The organism is Corallococcus exiguus (assembly GCF_009909105.1).
Classification (GTDB): Bacteria; Myxococcota; Myxococcia; order Myxococcales; family Myxococcaceae; genus Corallococcus; species Corallococcus exiguus.
Map to the genome: position 1 here is coordinate 581,180 of NZ_JAAAPK010000002.1, position 15,266 is coordinate 596,445.

Sequence of the window (15,266 nt, forward strand, 5' to 3'; positions counted from 1 at the left end):
GGCCCCTAGACTGCGTGCTTCTCCTTCGACCTCACGCACCGGGCCATGATCACCGCGCCGCTTCGCTTCCAGCTCAGTCCCGTCATCGTCATCTACATGCTCGTGGTCCACGGGCTGGCCGCGCTGGCGTTCTTCCTGCCCTGGCCGCCGTACGCGCTGCCGGTGGCGCTGGCCGTGTACGTGTCCATTGGCCTGGGCACGACGGTGGGGCTGCACCGGCTCCTGTGCCACCGCGCCTTCGCGTGCCCCCGCTGGGTGGAGTACGCGCTGGTGTCGGTGGCCATGCTCACCGCGCAGGGCAGTCCGCTCCTGTGGGCCGCGAACCACCGGCTGCATCACGCGAAGGCGGACGTGGACGGGGACGTGCACTCACCGCTGCGCGGCTTCTGGTACGCGCACATGGGGTGGATCCTCAACGAGTCCTCCACGGAGGAGGACGGCTGGCGCACCTGGTGCCGCGACATGGCGGACGACGGCTACTACCACTGGCTCTTGCGCTACCGCATCGCGCCGCAGGTGCTGGGGGTGCTCTTCGTGGGGCTGACGTTCGGCTGGCGCACGGTGCCCGCGTACTTCTTCCTGCCCGTGGTGTGCTGGATGCAGAGCACCTACGCGGTGAACTCCGTGTGCCACGCGGCGTTCGGCGAGCGCGTCCACGACACGCGCGACCACAGCCGCAACGTGTGGTGGGTGAGCGTGCTCGCGCTGGGCGAGGGCTGGCACAACAACCACCACGCCTTCCCCGCGTCCGCGCGGCACGGTTGGGTGTGGTGGCAGTGGGACCCGGGTTGGCTCTTCATCCGAGCGCTCCAGGCCCTGGGGCTGGCGTGGGACGTGCGCCTGCCGTCCCGGCTCAGGTCAGGACCTGCGGCGTGAGGCCCAGCGCGGGCATCCGCTCCGCGTCCCACGCCTCGATGGCGTCCAGCCCCGCGATGTAGCGGCGCTCCTTGTTCTTCACCGGGTTGCGGATGCTGACGATCTCCGGCCCGGAGAAGAGGATGGTCTGCTTGTAGCGGGGCAGGTCGCTCATCATCAGCTTGGACGCGTAGTGCCGCGCGATGTTGGGCAGGCTGCCCAGCGTGTGGCACAGCCGCTGGAAGTGCTCCACCACCTCCGACGCGTGCATCTGCTTGGGCCGGTGGCACAGCGTGTAGCCGTCGTAGTCGCGGCTGGTGGTGCCGGGCAGCAGCCGGTCCTCGGCCTTGAGCTCGCGGAAGAAGGGCGTCTCCGGATACGGGCACACGATGCCCAGGAACGTGACGGAGAAGTACTTCAGGTCCGCCAGGTAGTCCGGCAGCCGGTGCAGGTACTCGTTGGTGTCTCCGTCCGAGCCGACGATGAGCCCGAAGGACAGCAGGATGCCGGCGGAGAAGACGCGGCGGATGACGGCGTCCACCTCCGACAGCTTGTTCTGGCCCTTGTTCATTGCCTTGAGCGACTCCGGGTTGAGCGACTCCAGGCCGGTGTAGACGTAGCGGCAGCCCGCCTTCGCCATCAGCTTCACCAGCGAGTCGTCCTTGAGCACGTTGAAGGTGAGCGCGCAGCCCCACGTCTTCTTCAGGGGGATGAGCGCTTCACACAGCGCGCGCAGGTACTTGGGCGAGCCGCCCAGGTTGTTGTCCAGGAAGACGAACGCGTCCCCCATCAGCCCCAGGAAGTTCGGGTTCCAGCGCATGCGCGTCTGGATTTCGTCGATGACCTCCGGGATGGGCCGGAAGCGATAGCGCTCGTGGCCGGTGAGCACGCAGAAGTTGCACGTGAAGGGGCATCCGCGCGACGCCTCGATGCCCGGCAGGCGCACCTTGTTGTGCGTGAAGTCGATGAGCTCGTAGCGGTACGGCCGGATGGCGGCGGCGCCCTGCGACGGCAGGCTGTAGCGGGGCTTCAGCTCGCCCTTCTCGAAGTCCGCGATGAGCGCGGGCACGTTGGACTCCGGCTCCCCGGTGATGACCGCGTCGAAGTACTTGGCCGCGTCGTCGGGGAAGTGGCCCGCGTGCCGGCCTCCCGCCACCGTCGTCATGCCGCGCTGACGGAAGAGGGTGGAGAGGACCTTGGTGTGCTCGTAGTACGAGTGCAGGTACGAGAAGAAGACGAGGTCCCAGTGCCGGTCCAACGGCAGCTCCGCCTCCTTCTCGTTGAAGATCTCCACCTCCGCGTGCTCCGGGCACAGGCCCGCGATGAGCTCCGGCACGGAGGACTGCATGATGGAGGGTTCCTTGATTCGCAGCCGGGTCGGATGGGTGTACGTGGCGATGATGGCGATGCGCATGCGTGCGGGCCCGGCGGCGGCGCGGACGAAACGAGGCGCGCTCGCATTCGTGTTTTCACCTGCCGGACCGCGTCCCCCTTCGTCGGCGGAGGATCACCCGGAGTCCGGGCGGTGGCAAAGGATCTCCATCGCACGCGCCGCACTCCGCGTGTTTCCGGTGGCAGCGGACGACCCAGGAGGACCTATCTCGTGTGGGGGCCGTGCTGATAGATCTTTGAAACATGGATACTTCTCCTTCGCCAGCCGCCCCGGGTTGGCCGTTTAAGCGCTACTTCTGGATTTCCATCGTGTTCGCGGTGGCGCTGGGCTCGCTCGCGTTGCGCTCGGGATTCATGCCGGATGACTTCATCTGGCTGGGCGTCTGGGACAACATTCCGCCGCCCGCGCCGCTGGGGAACACGCCCCTGGACGTGTACCGCACGGCCACGGGCATCCCGGAGCACACGCTGCACCTGGCGCAGGTGGGCGTCTTCCCGTGGTGGGTGGAGCCCACCGTGCGCGTCGCGTTCTTCCGGCCCCTGGGCAGCCTGCTCTACGGACTGGACCACGTGCTCTACAACCGCGTGGCGGTGGCCTACCAGTTCCACTCGTTGCTCTGGTACGTGGGCCTGGTGGTGCTGGCGGGCGTGCTGCTCAAGCGCGTGCTGCCCACGGCGGTGGCGGGCGTGGCGATGTTCCTCTTCGCCATCTGGGGCTCGCACGCGGCGGTGCTGGGCTGGCTGTCCTACCGCAGCGTGGTGATGTCGCTGCTCTTCGGCGTCCTCGGCATCTTCCTCCACGTGAAGTGGCGGGAGGAGAAGCGCACGAGCACCCTGGTGGGCGCGCTGGTGTCCTTCGCGCTGGCGCTCCTGTGCGGCGAGACGATGGTCATCCTCAGCCCGTACGTGCTGGCCTACGAGGCCTTCTCCGGCCCGGGGCAGGCGAAGGACAAGCTCAAGGGGCTCATCCCCTTCGGCGTGCTGATGGCCATCTACTTCGCGGCGTACCGGGCCATGGGCTACGGCGCGGGCGGCTCGGACATGTACCTGGACGCCCTGGGCACGCCCGTGGCGTGGTTCCAGGCGATGCTCGGGCGCGTCCCGGCCGCCATCGCGGGCCTGACGCTGAACGCGCCTCCGGACTTCATCTTCGACCAGTCCCTGGTGCCCCTCTTCACCCTCCTGGGCGCGGTGGGTTTCACGCTGTTCGCGCTGCTGGTGTGGGGCGTGTGGCCCCGGCTGGAGTCCGCGGAGCGCCGCACGGTGGGCTGGATGCTGACGGGCGCGTTCGTGGCCACGTGGATGTCCAACTCCGCCTTCGCCGGCTCGCGCACGCTCATCGTGCCCAGCCTGGGCATGGCGGTGGGCCTGGCCGTGGTGCTGCGCCACGCGTGGAAGGGGCGGGCGAAGACGTTCCGCGCGGGCGCGGTGCTGGCCGGCGCGGCGCTGATGGCGCTCATCCACGTCGTGGGCTCGCCGTACCTCTGGTGGCAGACCATGGAGCAGTACTCCCAGGCGGACGCGCTCATGGGCCGCGTGCAGGCGCGCTACGAGGAGGCGTTTGACCAGACGAAGCTCTCCAATCAGCGCGTGGTGGTGCTCAACGCCCCCAACGGCATCATCGGCATCTACGGCTCCGTGCGCTGGTGGTCCTCGGGCAATCCGCTGCCGAAGGCCTGGTGGGTGCTGTCCTATTCGCTCTATGAGCAGAAGGTGACGCGCACCGGCCCCAACTCGGTGGAGCTGGAGCTCACCAAGGGCGGCCACTTCCTGGACTCCGTGGAGGAGCGCATCCACCGCGCCGCGCGCCACCCGGTGCACAAGGGCGACGAGTTCGACATGAAGGGCATGATGGTGCGCATCGAGGAGGCGGACGCGGAGGGACCCACGCGCATCTCCTACACCTTCGATGTGCCGCTCGAGGACCCGTCGCTGAAGCTGGTCCAGTGGCAGAACAAGAAGGTGGTGCCCTGGGTGCCGCCGGCCGTGGGTGGACCGTCGTCGTCCCTCAACGTCCGGGTCGTGCAGTAGGGCAGGGCAGCAGCAGGTGGCGCGGGGGACTGCTCCCCCGCGCCCGGGCTTTCTTCAGCCCACCATCCGAACCACGGCCAGCGTGATTCCGTAGACGATGACGGACACCAGCGCGGCCGCGGGGATGGTGAACACCCACGCCCAGATGATGCGGCCGGCGGTGCCCCACTTCACGGCCCGCCAGCCGCGCGTGGAACCCACGCCGACGATGGCGCCGGTGATGGTGTGCGTGGTGGAGACGGGGATGCCCAGCTCCGCCAGCGCGATGATGGTGACGCCGCCGCCCGTCTCCGCGCTGAAGCCGCCAATGGGCGCCAGCTTCGTGAGGCTGTGGCCCATGGTGCGGATGATGCGCCAGCCGCCGAAGAACGTGCCCATCGCGATGGCGGCGTGGCAGGAGATGATCATCCACCAGTCGATGTGGAACGGGCGGTCGCGCCAGATGGTGCCGAAGAGCACCACCGCGATGATGCCCATGACCTTCTGCGCGTCGTTGGTGCCGTGGCTGAAGGAGAAGATGGCGGACGACACCAGCTGCAGCCGGCGGAACCAGGTGTCCACGCGCAGCGGCGTCTGACGGTGCACCGCCCAGGTGCTGGCCAGCATCATCCCGATGCCCAGCGTCATGCCGATGAGCGGCGACAGCACGATGAAGGCCGCGATGCGCGCGATGCCGCTGCCCACCAGGCCCTCGAAGCCCAGCACGGGCAGGGTGGCGCCAATCATCCCGCCCGCCAGCGCGTGCGACGACGACGAGGGCAGCCCCCACCACCAGGTGAGCAGGTTCCAGACGATGGCGCCCATCAGCGACGAGAAGATGACCATCAGCACCGCGGTGGGGCCGGCGGCGCGGAGCATCTCGAAGTTGATGATGCCCTTGCCCATGGTGTTGGCCACGTGCACGCCGCCCGCGAAGGCCGCGATGAAGTTGAAGAACGCGGCCCAGGCGACAGCCAGGTTCGGCGACAGCACGCGCGTGGACACCACGGTGGCGATGGAGTTCGCCGCGTCGTGGAAGCCGTTGATGAAGTCGAAGATGAGCGCGACGATGACGATGGCGACGACCGCTGCGAGCAGCATCTCAGCTGTGCTCCAGCACGACGCCCTCGATGACGTTGGCCACGCCCTGGCACTTGTCCGTGGCCGTCTCGATGAGGTCGTAGATCTCCTTCCACTTGATGATGGTCAGGGTATCCACGCCGCTCTTGAACAGCCGGCCCATGCCCGCGCGCAGCGCCTCGTCCGCCTGGGACTCCAGGTGCTTGATCTCCTTGCAGCCCGCGAGGATCTGCTCCGGCTTCTTGATGAGCCGCAGCGCCGCGACGACCTCCTGCACCTTCAGCGTGGAGAGCACCAGCAGCCGCGCCAGCTCCGTGGCGTCCGCCCGGGTGGATTCGATCTCGTAGTACAGCAGGCGCGCCGCCGCCGCGTTGGTCAGGTCCAGCACGTCGTCGATGCGCGACAGCAGCGTGTGGATCTGCCCCCGGTCGAACGGGGTGATGAACTGCTGGTGGAGGCGGTTGAAGGCCGTGTGGGTGACCTCGTCGCCCTTGTGCTCCACGTCCTTGAGGGCCTGGACGCGCGTGGGCACGTCCCGGAAGTCGCTCAGGAGCTCGTGTAGGAGCTTTGCTCCCTCGACAGTTCTGGCGCATTGCGCGTCGAAGTCGTCGAAGAACTCGTCCGACTTCGGCATCAGCTTTTCGAGCATGGGGATCTCCCTCGGCGCCTGGAGGGACAGGAGCTGTCAGCCGCGGGAGGGTGGTGGCGCCTCTAGGGGGTGACACTCCCGTGACGCGGGAGTGACTACCCTACCTGGAGAGATTCGCCAGTGTTCCGTGCGAAAACGCACGGATTCCAAGGGGTTGCGCTTGACGCAGGCCGCCGCTCAGACGACGCGGTTGCGCAGCTCCTCGAAGAATCCCACCCACAGTTGCCACATCTCCTCGGCACCGCGGGTGATGGTGGCCAGCTCCTCGTCCGTGTACGCGAGCCCCATCGTGTGGCCGGCCGTCTCCACGTGGTCCGGCTCCTGCTTCACGTGGATGTCCACCCAGGGCAGGGACTTGAGGCCCGTGGTGCGGCGCACCAGCTTGCCCAGCTTGGCCACCATGGTGAGGTCCGCCACCTCCGTGCCGTAGAGGAAGCCCAGGCCGGTGAGGTGGCTGTCCGTGGAGCGCTGGTAACCGTCGATGAGCCGGCGCGTCGCGGGCGTCATGTCCGCCTCGGACACGCCCGCCTGGGTGAAGCCCGCGTCCGTCATCGTCTGGATGAAGAAGCGCTCGTGGGCGCGCGCCGGGTCTCCCTCGCCCACCTCCTGGTTGAGGATGTGCGTCACTGCCGTCTTCATCTCCATCTGCGGGCAGACGGCGATCAGCTTGCCCAGGAAGGTGGGGAAATAGTGCAGGGGGTGCCACCACTGACCCAGCACCAGCTCCGCCTGATCGCGGCTGAAGGCCTTCTCATCCACCACTTCGAAGAACCGGTGCTTGATCAGCTGCTCACGGTGGGGATTCTTCGCCAGTGCCGCCTCGATGGTCTGGTTCCGCATTGCCGCCTCCAGGGTGGTCCAAAAGGGCTGGGTCGGCGTTTATCACAAAGCAGGACTGTGATTCTTGGAAATGTGGAAATACAAGTACAACGTGACTACGTGGTTTACCGCCAGTGTGGAACGTACAGGCGGACAAGGGCGGGCTGTTCGGGGTGGGGAATGCAGCCTACAGTTGGAAAAGCGGCATTTTTTCCCCGGCCCACTTGTCTCGGAAGCCCATGACCCTGTTCCGGCACCCTGAAGATCGCATCCCGGTCCTGATGTTCCTTGGCGTGTTCGCGCTCGACGTGACGGTGTTCCTCACGGCTCAGAGTTGGTGGATCCCGGTGCTGTGGTTCGGGCTGGGCATCATCCCCAAGGGATGGATCTGCTCGTGGAACCACCACCACCAGCACCTGTCCTTCTTCAAGCACGCGCTGCCCAACCGCCTGTTGGAGATCGTCTTCGGCTTCCAGACGGGCGTGACGTCGCAGGCGTGGTTCCTCCACCACGTGCTGGGCCACCACAAGAACTACCTGGACCAGACGCAGGACGAGTCGCGCTGGAAGCGGGATGACGGCTCGACGATGGGGGAGGTGGAGTACTCGCTGAGCACGGCGCTGACCGCGTACTCGCGCGCGTTCCACGTGGGGAAGAAGCATCACCCCAAGGCGCTGCGCGTGTTCGTGTGGATGGCCGCGCTCCAGGTGGTGCTGCTGGCGGGCCTGTTCTGGGTGAACCCCTACAACGCGCTCTTCGTGTTCCTCTTGCCCATGATGGCGTCGCTCTACGTGACGACCTGGGCCACGTACTTCCACCACGTGGGCCTGGAGACGGCCAACCACTCGGAGGCCTCGTACAACATCCTCCACAAGGGCTACAACCTGATGACGGGCAACCTGGGCTACCACACCGCGCATCACACGCGGCACGGTCTGCACTGGTCCAAGCTGCCGGAGCTGCACGCGCAGCTGGCGCAGGAGATCCCCGCGAACCTGTACCGCCAGCCGGGCATCCCGTTCGTCTGGAGCGGCTCTGAAGAGAAGCTCGTGCTGAGCGAGCACGAGGTCGCCGCGCTCTCCGGCAGGCCCGTGGAAGGCAGCGGGGAGAAGCTGGCCGCCTAGCGGTCCCGCTGTCCCCGCTGGATGCTCCCGCCGGAAGTGCTCCTTCCGGCGGAGGGTGCCGCGGTCAGCTACTTCGGCTGCTGCTGCGGCTCCGTCGTGCGGTTCGCCGCGATGTTGATGACGTTGAGGAGCAGGTCCTTCACGCGGCGGGGCTTGTTGCCGCCGTTGTCCTCGATGATCTTGTCGATGTCGTCATCCTGCCGGTGGTACTCCGGGATGAGGTCGCCGCCGCCCTCGGGGTTGGACAGGCCCTCGAAGAGGAAGAGCACGTCCTCGCCCTTGCGCCCGAAGGACGCGCCGTCCTGCCGGTCGCGGTAGACGTTGATGTCGCGGTTGATGCGGTCGAACGGATCCGCCAGCTGCTGGTTCGCCTGGTCCACCACGTCACGGAAGTAGTTGGGCTGGCCCTTGGTGTTGGTGTCCACCACGGACAGGCGCTGATCATCCCAACGGCCCACCATGTCCGTGTTGATGACGCCGGCGATGTTCTTCAGCTCCAGGCCGGGGATGGGGTGGTCCACGAAGTACTGCGAGCCCACCAGGCCCTTCTCCTCCGCGCCCGTCCAGATGAAGAGCACGGAGCGGTCCAGCTTGCCGTTCTTCGCGGCCTCCGCCAGCTCCGGCACCGCCGCCATCAGCACCGCGCTGCCGGACGCGTTGTCGTCCGCGCCGTTGTACGGGTTGCCCTTGCGGTCCACGCCCACGTGGTCCAGGTGGGCCATCACCACGATGACCTCGTCCTTGTGGGGGCCGGTGCCGGGCAGCATGGCCATGGTGTTCACCGCCTGGCCCGTGGCGGCGGCCACCTGCTTGAGCTCCTCCACGCTGCGCTGCTTGCCCGCGCGCGCCGGCACCACCGACTGGCCCGCCGCCTTCATCGTCTGCTCGTACTGCTGGTTGAGCTTCTTCAGCGTGTCCTTGGGCATCTTCTCGTCCAGGTAGAAGCCCTCCTGGAACATCGTGTGGCCGAACTGCTTGTGCTCGGCATGCCCTGCGTGCGCCGCGCCCGCCGCCTCGCCCGCCTTGTCCGCGCCCAGCCACGAGTAGACGTTGAACTTCTGCTGGAAGGGGTTCTCCGGGTTGTTGATGTTGGGCCCCACGAGCCCGTACTTCTCCGCGTGGGCCTGCACGTAGACGGAAGCGGCATCCAGGCCCGCGGAGGGGCTGTCACGTCCCTGCAGCGCGTCCGAGGCCAGGTACTCGATGTGCGTCATCGGATCCGAGTCGACCGAAACGGGCGGCTCGGTGGGCGCCTCCGGAGGCACCGGCGTCGTCGGAGCGGGCGTCGGGGTGGTGGGCGCGGGCAGCCCCAGGATCGGAGGCGGCGCGGGCAGCCGCGGCAGCTGGCCGGGCGCGGGGCGCGTGCTGCCGGAGGACTCGAAGCCGTCCTTGAACGCGAGAGGGCGGTTCCGGGACTTCGCATCCGTCGTCCGGGCGTCCTGCGAGGACAGCCGCGAGACGGAGGTGAGGGGACGCGAGCTGTCGTTGATCTTCGAGGCCATGGTGGGGAGTCCGGGGGAGGAACCGCGCTCCCCAGATTATCCGCCGAACCCCCTGGGGAGTTGTGCGCCACGGCAAAGTTCCGTCCGCGTCCGGCTCATCCCTTGAATCCCCGTTTCAGGATCCCGCCCGCGAGTAAGGGGTCCTGACGCTCCGGGTGAGACCGGACCTGCTACAAATCGCGTGTTTCATGTGACATCCGCCGCTACTCCGTTTTCTCAATCAATGAATGACACGAGTGAAACAGACGGGCTCCAGGTGTTGGCGCGAGGGGTGCAGTGGGGCAGCGGGCAGTACACCCCACACCATGAGGTAACGGATGCATCTGAAGATCACGGGTTCCCTGCTGGCTTCCATGCTGCTGAGCATCACGGGTTGCGCGGGCGGTGCCGATGACGGCCAGGCCTCCGGTTCCCTGAACGCGCAGGAAGCCGCGGCGTCCCAGTGCGTGAAGAAGTTCGAAGGCATCACCAGCTGCGCGCTGGGCCGCGCGAAGGTGGATGCCGTCGCTGACGGGCTGGCGGTGTCCAACCTCACGACCCAGAAGGACGGCGTCTCCAGCAGCTTCACGCAGGCCGTGAAGTGGGAGCAGCGCGTGGCGACGCGTCTGGGGGCGCAGGGTGGCTACCAGCTGTCCGCGCGCGATGGCGATCAGGTCGTCAGCACGCTGAAGGTGACGCCGGGCCGCGAGGCGAACACGGTCAACATCCTGCCCACGTTCACGGGCTCGCCGGGCGGCTCCGCGTACCGGATGAACATCTACCGGGGCGGCGTGCTCCAGGGCTCCAGCCCCCAGCCGGCCGGGCTGATGATCACCTTCACCAACTGGCGGGACTTCCTCCGCTGGGCGGAGATGAACCACCACTTCCTGAACGACTTCGACATCGACGGGCTGTCCACCGGCTCCGCGGAGACGAACGTGGGCGCGTGCGTGTGGCGCCTGGACTCGGAGAAGAACACCTTCACCGTGGACATCAACGGCAAGTCCGTCACCGGTGACTCGGTGGAGTTCATCGAGACCGTCGCGGATGGCGCGTACCCGTACCGTCACTTCACGGGCATCGACACGAACGCCATCGCTGGCGAGTACACCATCCGCTCCGAGTCCATCACCCAGCCCACGGGCCTGAAGTAGCGCGAACCCGCGGTCCCAGCGCCGGACGGGAACACGGCCCCGTCCGGCGTACCGCCTAGCGTCTTCCGGAGACGGAGGACGTGGGCGTCGCCATGTTCCGGCCGCTGCCTCCCACGCCCGACGCAGGGCTCATCGTGGGCGTGCGCCCGGCCTCCAGCGGGGCCTTGCGGGCCGGCGCGAAGGAGGCGGGGACTTCGTTGGCGTAGAGCAGCTTGTAGGCGCTGTAGCTGCTGAGCACGCGCTTCACGTAGTCGCGGGTCTCGTCGAAGGCGATGTGCTCCACCCACTCGTCCAGCTCCGCCTGGGGCAGGGCCTTGCGCCAGCGCTCCACCGCATTGGGGCCCGCGTTGTAGGCGGCCACCGCGTAGGCGGGGTTGCCGTCGAAGTGCTTGAGCAGCGAGCCCAGGTACGCCGCCCCCAGCCGGATGTTCGGCGCGGGCTGGAGCAGCGACGACATCTCGAACGACGTCAGCTTGAGCGAGTCCGCCACCGCCTGCGCCGTCGTGGGCATGAGCTGCGCGAGCCCCAGTGCGCCGGTGGACGAACGCGCGCGCGGGTTGAACCGGCTCTCCTCGCGGATGAGGCCCTGTAGGAGGTCGGGGTCCACGCGAGCGGCCTTCGAATAGCTCTGGATGAGCGGCCGGAACGCGAGCGGCCATGTCGCCTCCCACACCGGACGGGACGCGGCGCTGAGCGGCCCGGCGGCCTCCTGGCGCAGCGTCACGCGAGCCACCTGCCGCGTGGCCCGGCCCCGGCCGGTGCGGCGCATGGTCTGGTAGAGCAGCCGCGCGGGCGCTTCCGCCAGGCCGCGCGTGTCCACCGCGAGCAGCTCCTCCACCACGCCCGGCTGTCCCAGGCGCAAGAGCTCCACGCCCGCCGCGAAGCGCGCATCCTTCTGGAGCGGGCCCGGGGGCAGGGGCCAGACCTCGTCGTTGGCCGGCGCGGCGGTGTTCAAGGTCTTCGCCACGGCCGGTTGCGCGGCGGTTTCCGTCAACCGCGCCAGCCGCTCCGGTGCGTGCTGCGCCAGCCGCGTGCGGGACAGCAGCCCGTACCAGGCCGTGGGCCGCTCGGTGGCGATGAGCTCGTAGCGCGCGAGCGCCGGGTCCAGCGCGCCAGAGTTCTCCTGGACTCGCGCCTGCCAGTAGCGCGCGCGCCAGAGGGCGTCGTCGGTGCGCGCGGCCTCCGGCAGCTGCTCCACCGACATCAGGGACGCCAGGCCCTGCTGCGTCTCGCCCTTGCGCTGGTGCAGCCAGAAGGCGCGGAAGAGGGCCTCGGCGGCGAAGTTGCCGGCGGGGTAGCGCTTCGCGAGCGCCTCGTAGTTCTCCAGCGCCTCGTCCGCGCGGCCCAGGCGCTGCTGCGTCCAGGCCTCGAAGAACAGCGCGTCGTCCGCGTAGCCGTGCTCCGGGTAGTCCCGCGCCAGCGTGGCGTACGTGTCCACCGCCGCTTCGGGCTGCACCACGGACTGCGAATAGGCGAGCAGGTAGAGCGCCTGCGGCCGCTGCTCCGGCGACTGGCACTCGCGCGCCACCGGCTCCAGCACCTGGATGGCGCGGCGGTGCTGACGCTCCTTGCGCAGGGCGCGGCCCAGGGTGAGCTGGGCGCGGCAGGCCAGCTCGTCCGGGAGCTCCGTGCGAGGCCCCGAGCGGGCCAGCATGTTCATGGCCGGGACGTTCTGGTGCAGCTCCACCAGCGCCTCCGCGCGGCGCACGCGCCACTTCATGGGCAGGGGCAGGTCGCGCAGCAGGGCCTTCGCGCGATCCGCCTCCGGCGACAGGGGCGCGGTGGCCCAGACCTCCAGCAGCGCGCGGTGCTCGGCGTTGTACTGCCCCGCCGCGCGTGCCAGGTCGCAGTACGCGAGCAGCGCCTTCATCCGCAGCGCGTCCGGCCCGCGAGCCTGCCGGCTGTCGATGAACTCCTGGAGCGCGGCCAGCGCCTCGGGGATCTTCAGCTGGCGCTTGAGCACGCGCGCCATGGTGAAGCGGGCCTCCGGGTAGAGCGGGGAGCCCGGGCTCACCAGGCCATACTGCTCCGCCGCGCGCAGCGGCTTGCGCAGCCGTTCATGCGACTGCGCGGCCTTCATCAGGCAGTGGTCGCGCAGCGGGACGTAGTCCTCCGCGAGCGCGGTGAACTCCGCGGCGGCGGTGGCGAAGTCCCGTGCGAGGAACGCGCTCTGCGCCTGGAGGAAGCGGCCGGGGAGGGAAGGGGGAGACTCCGTCGCGAGCAGCGCCCGCGCGGACTTGTACCGGCCGCGGTCGAACTCCGCCTTCGCCTTCGCCAGCAGGCCTTCCGCGAAGTAGGTCGAAAGCCGCTCCGGCCCGAAGGCCTCCGCCGTCACCTCGTCCTGCGAGGGCTGCGCCGTCGGCGTGTCGAGCAGGGCCTCCAGCTTCTCCTCCGACATCACGTCGCCGGAGTCGTCCTCGTCGGGCGCCTGTGCCCACGCGGTGCCCGGGGCCCACAGGCCCGCGCACGCAAGCAAGACCGCTGCTGTTCCTCGAAGTCCGTCCATGCCAGCCCTCGTTCGTCCGCCAGGGACTCGGATGGATTGGCACTGCGCGTACGCTTGGAACCTGCCCGCCTGTCCCCTTGTCAGGCGCACGTTGGCTTTCGTGCATCCGCCCCCAGGCACACATCTGGAGCCCTGCACGAAAGCCAACGGCCCATCGACCCTGCGTCTGGCGTCTGGGGTGCTACATACCCAGGGGCGCCTGGCTGCTGTCAGGGCGCGGCGCTCTGCACCGAGAGGTCGCCCGGCATGCGGGGCGCCACCTCGTAGGTCGTCTCATACTGCGCGGCCAGCCCCACCACGGCGATGCGCTGTCCCACGGTGAGGGCCTGGAGCGAAGCCTTGTCGAAGCCGGCGGAGACGTGGACGAACACCTGCACCTCGCCGGTGCCGTCGTCGATGTAGAGCTTGTAGCCGTAGGGCGAGTCGTCCTGGAACGCCTGGGTGATGGCACCGCTCGCGCGGATGAGCTGGCCCTCCACGGACTCGTTCACGCCGCCGGTGGTCACTTCCTTGGGCGACACCTGCTCCGTGCCCGACTTCAGGTCCACGTCCTCGGGCACGCTCTTGAGGATGCGCAGCATGTTCTGCTCGTCCAGCGTGCCGGAGACGCGCACGCGGGCCCCCAGCCCGAAGGACAGCTTCTCCTCCAGCTTGACGTAGATGCCGCCGGTGTCGTCCTGGATGGCGAAGCCCTCATCGCCCAGGGCGGAGGAGAACGTGCCGGGCGCCACGGTCACCGCGCCCTCCACCACCACCTCCGAACCGTTGGAGCGCGAGCGCGCGTCCTCGATGGAGAGCACCGGATGACACCCGGCGAGCGCGAGCACGAACGCGCCCAGCAGCGTCACGGCGCTCCGGCGCGAGAGGGAAGGGGAGGAAGGGAAGGAGGTCGAGTTCATGGCCGCCTTCTATCACCCGGTGGCCACGGATGGCCTGTATTTCTGATTGTTCCGGAATTTGCCCGAGAGGGGACTGGCGTCTGGCTTTGTGTCACGCAGCCGCCCGCCGGAGTGTAGACAGGTGATACATGAGGAAAACCGATGTGAAGCATTGGCTCCTCTTGCGGTCGGCGGGCCTGTAGCTTTACCGTGCGCCTGCTGCCCTCCCCCGGACATCCATGGCCACTCCGAGTCTCCCGTCGTCGAGTGTCGCGCTTGAATCAAGACCCCCTCTGGCCCGCGTCTGGTGGCTCGCGCTGCGGCCCAAGACGCTGACCGCCTCCGTCGCCCCCACGCTGCTGGGCTGGGCGTTCGCGAACGCGGAGGGCCACTGGCGGCTCGCGCCGGCGCTGACGTTCCTGGTGGGCTTCGTGCTCATGCAGATCGTCAGCAACCTGGTGAACGACTACGCGGACTTCGAACGGGGCGCGGACACCGAGGCGCGCCTGGGGCCCGCGCGCGTCACGCAGAAGGGCTGGCTCACGGCGCGCGAGGTGGCGACGGCCGCAGCGCTGGCGTTCACCGGATCCTCGCTCGCGCTGCTGCTGCTGACCCAGGCGGAGGGCTGGCCGGTGTTCGCGGGCGGCGCCTTCTGCCTGGCGGGCGCGGTCTTCTACTCCGCGGGCCCCGTGCCCCTGGGGTACCTGGGCCTGGGGGACGTGCTGGTGCTGATCATCTTCGGGCTGCTGGGGGTGAGCGGCAGCTATGTGGTGCTCACGCACCACGTCACACCGGCCGTGCTGGTGGCGGGGCTGTCCATGGGGCTCTTCTCCGCGGGCATCCTCGCGGTGAACAACCTGCGCGACCGCAAGACGGACGTGATCGCCGGCAAGCGCACGCTGGTGGTGCGCTTCGGCCAGCGCTTCGGGCAGTGGGAATACACGCTGGCGGTAGGGGGCGCGTTCGTGCTCCCAGTGATTGCCTGGGCGGTGCTGCCGGAGCACCGCTGGGCCTGGCTCCTCACCCTGGTCGCCTTGCCGCTCGCGGTGCGGCAGATCCGCGCCATCTGGCGCGAGGACGGCAGCGCGCTCAACCCACACCTGGGGAAGACTGCCGCGCTCGGGCTGGTGTTCGCGCTGCTCCTGTCCGCGGGCCTGAGCCTCTGATCCGGCGCGCGGGCGCGTGCTTCCCTCTGTGCGATCTGAAGTCCACGAATTGCGCGGACTCTCATAATGTGGTCAGTTTGAACCGATGAGGTGTTCTCCTCCCAACCCTTACCAGGCCTCACCATCTCCGCGTCGCGGAGCGCTGGCGGCGT

Annotated in this window: 12 protein-coding genes; 5 read left to right on the plus strand and 7 right to left on the minus strand. The window is 68.5% G+C overall.

Features of this window, described 5'->3' with window-relative positions:
- Positions 1 to 45: 45 nt before the first annotated feature.
- Positions 46 to 876, plus strand: coding sequence for an acyl-CoA desaturase (locus tag GTZ93_RS08860; RefSeq protein WP_139921633.1), 831 nt, complete (start codon positions 46 to 48; stop codon positions 874 to 876).
- Here the strand turns inward: GTZ93_RS08860 and GTZ93_RS08865 are convergent.
- The gene (locus GTZ93_RS08865; RefSeq protein WP_120580638.1) at positions 854 to 2,269 is read right to left on the minus strand and encodes a B12-binding domain-containing radical SAM protein; all 1,416 of its coding nucleotides are present in this window, start codon (positions 2,267 to 2,269) and stop codon (positions 854 to 856) included. The two genes, GTZ93_RS08860 and GTZ93_RS08865, sit on opposite strands and share 23 nt — an antisense overlap.
- Positions 2,270 to 2,490: 221 nt before the next feature.
- Between GTZ93_RS08865 and GTZ93_RS08870 the strand changes: the two genes are divergently transcribed.
- Positions 2,491 to 4,278 (plus strand): hypothetical protein, encoded by a 1,788-nt coding sequence (locus tag GTZ93_RS08870; protein ID WP_139921636.1) that lies wholly within the window; start codon positions 2,491 to 2,493, stop codon positions 4,276 to 4,278.
- Between the two features lie 54 nt (positions 4,279 to 4,332).
- Here GTZ93_RS08870 and GTZ93_RS08875 read toward each other — a convergent pair whose 3' ends face one another.
- The 3 genes from GTZ93_RS08875 to GTZ93_RS08885 form a co-directional block, all read right to left on the minus strand.
- The gene (locus tag GTZ93_RS08875) at positions 4,333 to 5,358 is read right to left on the minus strand and encodes an inorganic phosphate transporter (protein WP_139921637.1); all 1,026 of its coding nucleotides are present in this window, start codon (positions 5,356 to 5,358) and stop codon (positions 4,333 to 4,335) included.
- A gap of 1 nt (position 5,359) precedes the next feature.
- The gene (locus GTZ93_RS08880; RefSeq protein WP_120580635.1) at positions 5,360 to 5,986 is read right to left on the minus strand and encodes a DUF47 domain-containing protein; all 627 of its coding nucleotides are present in this window, start codon (positions 5,984 to 5,986) and stop codon (positions 5,360 to 5,362) included.
- Positions 5,987 to 6,163: 177 nt separating this feature from the next.
- Positions 6,164 to 6,826 carry a TenA family transcriptional regulator gene (locus GTZ93_RS08885; protein WP_120580636.1) on the minus strand — a complete coding sequence of 221 codons (663 nt, stop codon included), beginning with the start codon at positions 6,824 to 6,826 and terminating at the stop codon, positions 6,164 to 6,166.
- 218 nt (positions 6,827 to 7,044) lie between these two features.
- Between GTZ93_RS08885 and GTZ93_RS08890 the strand changes: the two genes are divergently transcribed.
- Positions 7,045 to 7,929: a fatty acid desaturase family protein gene (locus tag GTZ93_RS08890; RefSeq protein ID WP_139915108.1), complete on the plus strand. Its 885-nt coding sequence runs from the start codon at positions 7,045 to 7,047 to the stop codon at positions 7,927 to 7,929.
- 68 nt (positions 7,930 to 7,997) lie between these two features.
- Here the strand turns inward: GTZ93_RS08890 and GTZ93_RS08895 are convergent, their stop codons facing one another.
- Complete coding sequence (locus GTZ93_RS08895) at positions 7,998 to 9,431, minus strand: M28 family metallopeptidase (RefSeq protein WP_139915107.1); 1,434 nt, start codon at positions 9,429 to 9,431, stop codon at positions 7,998 to 8,000.
- Between the two features lie 317 nt (positions 9,432 to 9,748).
- Between GTZ93_RS08895 and GTZ93_RS08900 the strand changes: the two genes are divergently transcribed.
- Entirely contained in the window at positions 9,749 to 10,564 is an 816-nt protein-coding gene (locus tag GTZ93_RS08900; protein ID WP_120593515.1) for a hypothetical protein, read from the plus strand.
- Between the two features lie 55 nt (positions 10,565 to 10,619).
- Here GTZ93_RS08900 and GTZ93_RS08905 read toward each other — a convergent pair whose 3' ends face one another.
- Together GTZ93_RS08905 and GTZ93_RS08910 are read right to left on the minus strand one after the other, a co-directional pair.
- Complete coding sequence (locus GTZ93_RS08905) at positions 10,620 to 13,070, minus strand: lytic transglycosylase domain-containing protein (protein ID WP_139915106.1); 2,451 nt, start codon at positions 13,068 to 13,070, stop codon at positions 10,620 to 10,622.
- Between the two features lie 209 nt (positions 13,071 to 13,279).
- On the minus strand, positions 13,280 to 13,969 hold the full coding sequence (locus GTZ93_RS08910; RefSeq protein ID WP_139915105.1) for a DNA-binding protein: 690 nt from the start codon (positions 13,967 to 13,969) through the stop codon (positions 13,280 to 13,282).
- Positions 13,970 to 14,187: 218 nt separating this feature from the next.
- Here GTZ93_RS08910 and menA point away from each other — a divergent pair, with 218 nt between their 5' ends.
- Entirely contained in the window at positions 14,188 to 15,114 is a 927-nt protein-coding gene (gene menA, locus GTZ93_RS08915) for a 1,4-dihydroxy-2-naphthoate octaprenyltransferase (protein WP_139915104.1), read from the plus strand.
- Positions 15,115 to 15,266: the final 152 nt, after the last annotated feature.